The 8,517-nt window shown below is 46.0% G+C and carries 5 protein-coding genes; all 5 read right to left on the bottom strand.

Annotated features, from left to right (window positions below):
- Positions 1–617, bottom strand: a 617-nt coding sequence (locus KKI13_03875) for a discoidin domain-containing protein (protein MBU4488185.1), incomplete at its 3' end; no start/stop codon positions are given.
- Between the two features lie 932 nt (positions 618–1,549).
- Positions 1,550–2,266 (bottom strand): hypothetical protein, encoded by a 717-nt coding sequence (locus tag KKI13_03870; protein ID MBU4488184.1) that lies wholly within the window; start codon positions 2,264–2,266, stop codon positions 1,550–1,552.
- The gene (locus KKI13_03865) at positions 2,229–2,891 is read right to left on the bottom strand and encodes a sigma-70 family RNA polymerase sigma factor (protein ID MBU4488183.1); all 663 of its coding nucleotides are present in this window, start codon (positions 2,889–2,891) and stop codon (positions 2,229–2,231) included. Before KKI13_03865 ends, KKI13_03870 begins: the two co-directional genes overlap by 38 nt.
- A gap of 175 nt (positions 2,892–3,066) precedes the next feature.
- The gene (locus KKI13_03860) at positions 3,067–7,623 is read right to left on the bottom strand and encodes a carboxypeptidase-like regulatory domain-containing protein (GenBank protein ID MBU4488182.1); all 4,557 of its coding nucleotides are present in this window, start codon (positions 7,621–7,623) and stop codon (positions 3,067–3,069) included.
- Positions 7,624–7,851: 228 nt separating this feature from the next.
- On the bottom strand, positions 7,852–8,313 hold the full coding sequence (locus KKI13_03855) for a YbhB/YbcL family Raf kinase inhibitor-like protein (GenBank protein ID MBU4488181.1): 462 nt from the start codon (positions 8,311–8,313) through the stop codon (positions 7,852–7,854).
- Between the last annotated feature and the right edge of the window lie 204 nt (positions 8,314–8,517).

The raw sequence follows: 8,517 nt of genomic DNA, 5'->3' as shown, positions 1-8,517 counted from the left end.
GGCCCGCCGCCGTTTGAAGTGCGCCATACCGTCTTCCATTTTTTTGCGTCGTTAGAAACCTGTATATCGTATGAACGGGCTGATGCCATCTGCCATTTGAGTTTTATATAGCCTATGGGGACGCTCTCTCCTAAATCTACATAGATCCACTGCGGGTCGGAAAATAACGACGCCCATCTTGTGCCAAGATTGTTGTCAAAGGCATAGGAAGAACCCTGATATTTACTCTGCATGGACGAATGGTCCGATTTCTTGCTGAGGGCCATGTTGCGGCTGAGTATGTTATATTCGTCGTATTTATTTACCGCCCCGCCTTCTTTAACATAATATACATTTTTTAAAGAAGGGATATTTAAGGCGCTGATGGGAACTTCTTCTTTTAGCCTAAAAATCTGGTGCAATGCTATGGATATCAAAATTATAAATACGATACCTAATAAGCTGAGGTTTTTTGGAGTGACAAATTTTTTAAACCCCTTTTTCTCCTCCGGAATAACAAGATAATCACCCGGATCGCCGTAAAGCATATAACTTGCCCATATAAGGGCCGTATCCCCGTACTTTTCCATCAGCCACAATCGTGCATGCTTGAGCGCTTCTCCTATACTTTTTCCCATCCGGATGCTTCTGTAAAATATGCGCGCAAACTGCATAGACAGCCCGTCCTGCACCTTCCAGAACGTACCTATATAATATTTGGCCCCCGCCATAAGAAACGCATTAGCAAGCCCGTATATCTTGTTTTCCTGAGACGGGTCCATTTTCCATCCGCCGGTTTCACCCGAACTGCAGGCATTGGCAAAAACGAGTAAGGGCATGGAACCCGTTTCGCTCAAAAGCGCCAGCTTTTCTGCGGTAAGATCGCCGTCTTTTAAGACAAAGCCGCTGTTCTGCGGATTATCTTGCTGGTATTTGGCATGGCCGGCAAAATGGAAGATATCGACCCCCTGCAGGTTTTTAAGAACGAATTTAGAACCTACATCGGTAGTACGCAATTCAAGCCGTATCTTATTCCTTGCTCTGTCGAGCTCATTCCTTACTATTATGCCTTCCTGATACGCATACCCGAGATCGCCTGCAGGATCGCATACGGCCAGCATCTTTAACTGTGGTTTAGCGGGACGGCTGGGGTCAGAATAGATCTGTCCGGAGGTAAGAACTACTCTACCGGTTGCGAAGCGCAGACAGAGGTAATCTGAACCGGTATGCAAAAGTTCCCACGGTATATGGACCAGCTGCTCATCTATATAAAATATCAGATGAGTAGCGTCGGTCTTTTTTATCTCATTTTTTATCTCTTTTGCGAATATGCTTTCATATAAGAGGTAGGCACTTTTCCGAAGCTCATTCAGGCTGTTTTCCGTGGTAAGGCCTTTACTGTCAGCGCGGCTTATCACATTAAAGACATCGGAGCATAATTCGTGAATAGTGGACTCGGTAATCTTATGGATGGCGTAATGCTTATGCTCAAGGCTCTCGCTTTTGTAAAAAGCGTTCATCATGAGCTGTTCGGGCGCACTCTTGTGTATCTCGATTATAATAGTCTTCATTATTGAAGGGACTTTAATGAAAGGCGTGCCAAGCAGTGATGCTCTCCTTGGCGGATAATATCTAACTGGTAATCATCCAATTTTATCTGGTCAAACTCTACTGCTCCCATATCGGTGAGAGACGACCTGAATTCTCTGCCTTCATGCACCAGGCTGATCCTTTCCCCTGAAGAGAGTTTCTTGCTTCTCTTATTCTTTAATGTCACAATCAGGTTTGCAAGGTCCTTTTTTATGCGCATGATCTTGATATTAACGACGTAGCCATTCACTGCCTTTGATACATCTATGCCTTTATTCGCTGCTTCCGCCGTTGCGCCTCTATATGCCAGCGCGGGAGCATGCGGTGAAGTCAGTATGATCCCTGTCGTTTTAATCAGACGTACCATATCCTCGGCAAATTCGGCTATCACTTCAAGCAACTCCAGATTTTCTGTTTTTGACACAAGGGCTTTAGCCCTTATTGCCAAGGCCGGGGGTACTTTAAGGTATCTTTTCGCCGCCATATCAGGCGCTATCAACAATGAGCTAAAAACGGCCTCATCGCCGTCCTCCTCGGCAGCTATATAATCTAGGATACCACCTTTTTCCTTTTCGTCAAGTAGTCCTGACGCAAAACAGGCAATATCCTCCTCCGAGGGTTTGGGGCCTTTTGAAGACGCTTTTTTGCTTATCGATCTTTTAAACGCTTCTTTTATTAAAGTGGCTATATTTTCCATGGTCCACCTCTATCGTTTTTTTGATTTTTTCTATCACTCTTTTTTTGTGCATGTAAAGAGCGTCTATGCTTTTCCCTAAAATCTTTGCCGCATTTTTATGCGAAACGCCTCGGAAGTATATAAGGTCTATAAGTAACAGATCTTCCTTGGGCAGTTCTTTTAATGCTTTATCAAAAATCTCATTTCTTTCTTCATTTTCCAGGTTCTGTAAAACGAGTATCTCTTCTGACCCCTCAATACGGTAATCTGCCGGTTCATTTTCGTCATCAGCAGAAAGTGATTCCATTATATCTCCGCGCCTGAAATGCTTCCTTAAAAAATCGAATGTCGCGTTTTTCGTCACGATATGAAGCCATGAAGCCAAAGAACAGTCGTTTTTCCACTTGAAGCCGCGTAATTTCGCGTAATCACCGTTCAGCAGCGAAGCAAAGACATCCTGGAAGATATCTCCCGCCACCTCTTCCGTATTGCTGTATCCGACAAGCTGAAACGCCTTTATTATAGCATGATAAATAAGGGCCTTATACGCATCGACAAATTCGTCCCATGCCCTCTTCTCACCAACAACGCAACGGCTGACTAATACCTTTTCGCGCTCTATCGTACTTTTATCGGCCTTTTTCATATGCACCTATTATACCACATAAAAAGTGATTTATAAGCACAAATGTGGCCAATTTTATGTAAAAGATCGCTCGTGTCACCTAAAAAGACGGCTGGCAGGCCGAAATCTAACAATAAAACAGCGGCTGAGTTATGATAAAACCAGCCGCTGTTTATACCCTATTTTATCGTCTTTTTTACTTATCCGAAACTAAATATGTTCTGCCGCCGGCCGTTACTTCCCAATAAGGATAGAACGGCGAAGATGTCAGGCCTCCTCTTTCCCATATAAGCTGTGCATTGATCTCCTGACCGTCAAGCTCGGGGTTTTGGCCGATGGCTTCCGCTATTGCCTCTTCTTTTGTAAGTTGTATATACCTTGTCGGTTCTTTCGCGCAGCTTCCCTGCAGGAAATGGCCGTCAGTTGCGTCAACAGCTATAGCTGCATATGAGGCAAACTGCCCATTGGTTAGTTTGTCAAACGGTATTATGTAATAGCTCTCGCCGGTATCTTTTCTAAGTACCTTGATGAATTCCCGCGCCACGCTTCCCTGCACCGCCTCTTTAAAATCTGCGTTGAGTAAAAGCGGAGCCGGTATAATCTGGTCCCAGGAGATGGACGAGGCGTTACTGTCCACACCTCCCGTAAAGAGCGATGTAAGATCTGCTGTGGTCGAAAAAGATACTGCGGAATTGTCTTTCTTTAAATTTACGACAAGCGTGCTGTCTACAAGATGCCTTTCCAGTGTTCCTTCTTCTGTATTATTCACGTATTCAACTATTTCGATAAGCTTCTCAGTTGACTCATTCACAACTGCGGGCGCCGCTTGTGCTTCAAGATCAAGTTCTTCGTCGGGCGGCTCTGCAACCATGACGTATTTACCGTTATAAGTATCGGCGCTTGCAAGCGGCTTAAGACAATCGGAAAGTTCCGAGGCCGCAACATACGCATCTTTACCTATATCGCCCACCACCGACGGGTCTGTAATAAACATACCATAAATTGTTATGTTCGTCGTATTATAGGCGTATTTCCATGGCTGCGTGTTGTATTCATAGGGTGATATATCGGATGCAAAACCATTTATGACCACCCACCTGTTATATCCTTCTATATCGGCTGAACTCGGCGCTACTACGGGTATATAAGGCGCACAAGTAAAGTAGTCGGCGTAAGCGGGATCCAGCGGATCTACGCCTGCAGGCGCATAAACACCCCACTGCTTGGACACCGGCCAACTCATCCAATGGACGATCTCCTTTAAATAATCATTCATGTTGGCAAATGCCTCTATGTCGAAATTATACCCCTGCGCATAGATGTCATAATGCTCAAGCGCGGCATCCATGCCGTGAAGGTCAAGCTCGGCTATCCCCTGATTTGCCGGCAGGTTCATTGCGTGCGCGTAATTGTATATGTCAGTATCCGTAGGAAACTCATTATCCGGATCCGGCCTCATAAGATCGATTATGTCCTGAGCCGTAGCTATACCGGCAGGGCCTAACACGTTATCACCGCTTGCATAATACCGCGGAAGTTCAATCAGATGTAGATGGCCGTTTAGTACATACCTTAATACAATAGCGGTGTTATGCGCTGCATCTTCTGCTTTAACTTCTACAGTCATATACTCGCCGCTTATCGGCATGCCGATAAGTTCCACTGTCGTGCTAAAGGCGCCTTCCGTTACTAGTACTTCGGTAAATTCGCCCGCGCCTACACATACAAATACCTGCACAGCGCTGGCATCGCTGACCGTACCTTCTACCGGAATAATACTGCCTTCGGCAGCGCTGGTGTATTTAGCGGGCGCTGTCACTGAAAGCACAGGTGGATCCTGATCGCCCGGTATGAGCGCCGCATCGCGCACAAACTGGCATTCCGTTTCGGAATATAATGCTTCCTCGCTTATAAAGTCTTCATATCCATCTACGGAAACGTGCACTGTGTAACTTATCCACGTAACGGTCCCGCCGCTTGATTGGACATATGCTATCAGGTCATCAACTCTGTAACCTCCGTTTTCATCTGTGGTGTCCGTATAATCATGCGTGCCATATCCGTATGCCATCGGCTTAATCGTAACTGTAACGCCCGAAAGCGGTGTCGCGGTCACGGAATCATAGACCTTCCCTTTAATATAGTTCTCGATATCTCTTACCGTTATGGTCATGTCTAAGTAAGACGCAGCACCATGTTCGTCCGTAGCTGTAAGTAAAATACTATAATCGCCTGCTTGTTCGTATCCGGGCTGCCATTCAAATGACCCGTACCCGTCAAACTTCATACCTTCCGGCATGTTACTTGCTGTCACTGTAACGATATCGTCATCCGGATCCATTACTAATATCGTCCACTTATAGAGATATCCTTCATTTATAGTCCAACCCTCCCACGGATAAAAAACCGGGGGATTATTATCCGGAGGCGGCGGTTCATTGACTATAATGTCAAACTGCTGTATATCCCTTGCCTCCTTGTCGTCGATAGCGGTAAAGAGCAATCTGTGTGTTCCCACATCGGTAAGCTGAGGCGTCCACGACAACGTTCCTGTCGCTGTTCCTCCCGTTACGTTTGGCGTCCATACAATTGTATTACCCGTAGGAATCGGCGGATCACCGGGCAATGTCATTGTAAGATCCGAAAGATTCGCGTCGGCATCGCTGCAAGCTACATCAAAAGTAACCGGCAGGCCTGCAATTGCCGTCTTCCCATAGTATTTACGGTGCGCTTGAGGAGACCAACCAAAATCGTAAGATACATCTTGATCGTCAATTTTATTTATGCGAGGTGGGTAATTATAAAGCGGCCCGGCTGCAAGTGTGACAACCCTGAGATTGTCAAGCCATACAGTACCTTCTGCGTCGTTTCCTAACGCAACCAGACTCTCCGGCTGCCCCTGGCTTGCATCTGCGCTGAAAAAGAACTTTATCTCTCTGACCCGCTGTAGATACTGCGGTGGTATAAGCACCCTGTCGGTCGCCGGATAGTGTGAGCTTCCATGATGGAATCTGTTAAGTGGAATATATTCCTCCTGGATTCTCTTAGAGCCCAGCGCTTTGGTAAACGAAAATTCCTCCGGTACGCCGGCCCAATTAGAGACTACCAATATGACTTCGTAACAATCTGCTTCGTCGGCAGCTGCGCATATGGCGTCGAATGCCAGATGAGTATACCCGCTGAGATCCATAAGTTGCGTGCCACCATTACTGACGTCGCTCATGTACCGGGTATTCTGAGAAGAAGTGACCCAGTCTATGCGAAGGGCTTTACTTGCTCCCAATATCTCTTCACCAGCAGCCGTGGCACCCAGCACTACCGTATCATAACCCAGCGAATTCTTAGTGGAGTCGGCATCTTCAAAATCATCAATAACCCTTGTATTAAGAGTTGCTACTGTTCTATTCCAGAAACCTACGTCTTCGATGAAGACCGTCCCGAAGTTATCCAGCCCAAGGTTTATTCCGTCGCCGTCCGTATCCGTTAAATAGGCATCGGTAAAGTCTGTCATCACAATGGCAACAGCGCGCAGGTTGGCGATATTATTAGTAAGGTTATCGGTAAAACGTACTGCAGGATCGTACTCATCGCAGAAATCGTATAATCCTACACTGACAAGGTCCAGCTCCTCTATATTCAGAACGGGTTGATACGCGCGATACACACGAAAAGGTTTCCCTTCCTGATCAGGCTCGCCGTCAGGATAATTCACCTGCAGGTCTATTCCGATTATATCGCGTTTTTCTATCTCGGGGCCGCCCGGACCAACCGGATACCCTGCCTGCACCTTGAACCTGAGATGGGAATAATCGGCTACAGGAATAACTGTGCCGATTTCGTCTCTTGCAAATGAATACCAATAAGCGTCGTCTACCCCGGAGGTGCCCAGCGAAACGTCCCACGACAGCTGGTGAGCTGAGTTCAGAGGGTTGCCGTCATTCTCACCGTAAATATCGTAACTGCTAGAGATATCGCCCCCGCCGAAAATACCGGCAGCCGTTTCTAACCCCAGAAAATTGGTATCAGGATCTGCATTATTAAAATCGTCTACGATGGCATATGCAAAAGTTGAAATGCGTGTTAGCGGCGCATCAATAATGCAAAGCGGGTGAAACTCAAAATCAACTTTATCGCTTGTAAAGCTTCCATAGCCAGTAACAAAATCTACGACGACATTATAATCGATAACGACAATAATTGACGCATCCGGATAGGGGACAATTCTCAGTAAGCCGCTAATTTCATAATTACCGTCTGCGTCTGTTAGCGTTTCATATACGGGAGCCGTATATGAACCCAAATATGTAGAACCCCTTGCCTCTACCTCAACATTAGATAGGCCGTTTCCGGTCAAACTGTCATATACGCGTCCTCTGATGATGTTAATCTTTGGCGTAAGCCTCGCATTGCATACTATAGATTCCTCACCCGCCGAGAACACTAAAGGTTGGCTCGTATAATCCTCAAATCGTTCGGCTATTACGACTATTTTGTAGTCTAGCAACGTATCAAGACTTCCGAAGGAATAATCGCCGTTTAAGTTCGTGTCGGTATACGCGATCTGTTCTTCGGTATCAGACAGCACCAAGTTGACTCCAACAGTTGCAGGTATTGTCCAGTTAGACTCCTGGTAATCTAGATGGCCGCTAATAGTACCGGCTTCAGCAGCAGCAATGTTGGAAAAAAGAAATACTCCAAACGCTGCAATAAGCACTGCACCTAATGTAAGATTTTTAAGATATGTGGGTTTCATGGTAAGGCCCTCCTTTTAAAAACTTTTTTTCAGCATTTAACAAGGGTGGACAAAAAATTCTCCTTTTTTCTTGCCCTTCCCTTCTACCTTAATAGACGATTTCCGAACTGCAATCTAACTAAAACCTTTTTTTTGCTGCTTAACAAGCACCGAAAAAAAATTCCCCTTTTCTAATAAAAGTATATCATCAAAAATATGCATCGTCTGGGATTCCCGTTCAGGCGGCTATTATCTCTTAAACTTCCCCATTACTTCGGCCTCTTGTATGATGTGGCCCTTCATTGCCTTGAGCAGCTGGTCTCGCGTCAGCCCTGATTCCACTTCTAACACCTTATCAAGGGCATACATTTTGAAAAAATACCTATGCGCGGGGCCTGGAGGCGCGGCCGGCCCGCCATAACCCACCCTCCTAAAATCGTTCATACCCTGTTTTGCGCCGTTTTCCACCTCGTCATACTGGGGAATGCCCTCGGATAGCCTCGAGATGCCTTTGCGGATATTGTAAATCACCCAGTGCACCCATCTGCCGCCCGGCGCGTCGGGGTCTTCACAAATAATGGCGAAACTCGCGGTGCCGTCCGGCACATCTTCCCAAAAAAGCGGCGGCGAAATATCCCTGCCTTTCGCGGTATATTTATCGGGTATCATATCGCCGTCATTAAAAGCCGGGCTCTTTATCCTTAGCGCCATAGCGTCACCTCCTGCTAATAGAAGAAAAACTGTTAAGATTAAAGGGAAGATCTTTTTTATTATTTTCTTTATCAATATGACTTCGCCGACTTCGTTTTTATCGAAGTATTTGTGGCCTATCCACTGCCAGAGATACCCCAGAAAAAGGTTCAGAAAGCCCCAAATCCATTTGCCGGTCAGAAGTTGAAAAATACCGAAAAAGGC

This window comes from Candidatus Omnitrophota bacterium, from assembly GCA_018894435.1.
Lineage (GTDB): Bacteria > Omnitrophota > Gorgyraeia > JAHIPI01 > JAHIPI01 > JAHIPI01.
Note: the sequence above shows the minus strand (reverse complement) of the source record. Positions and strands in the feature narration are given on the sequence as shown.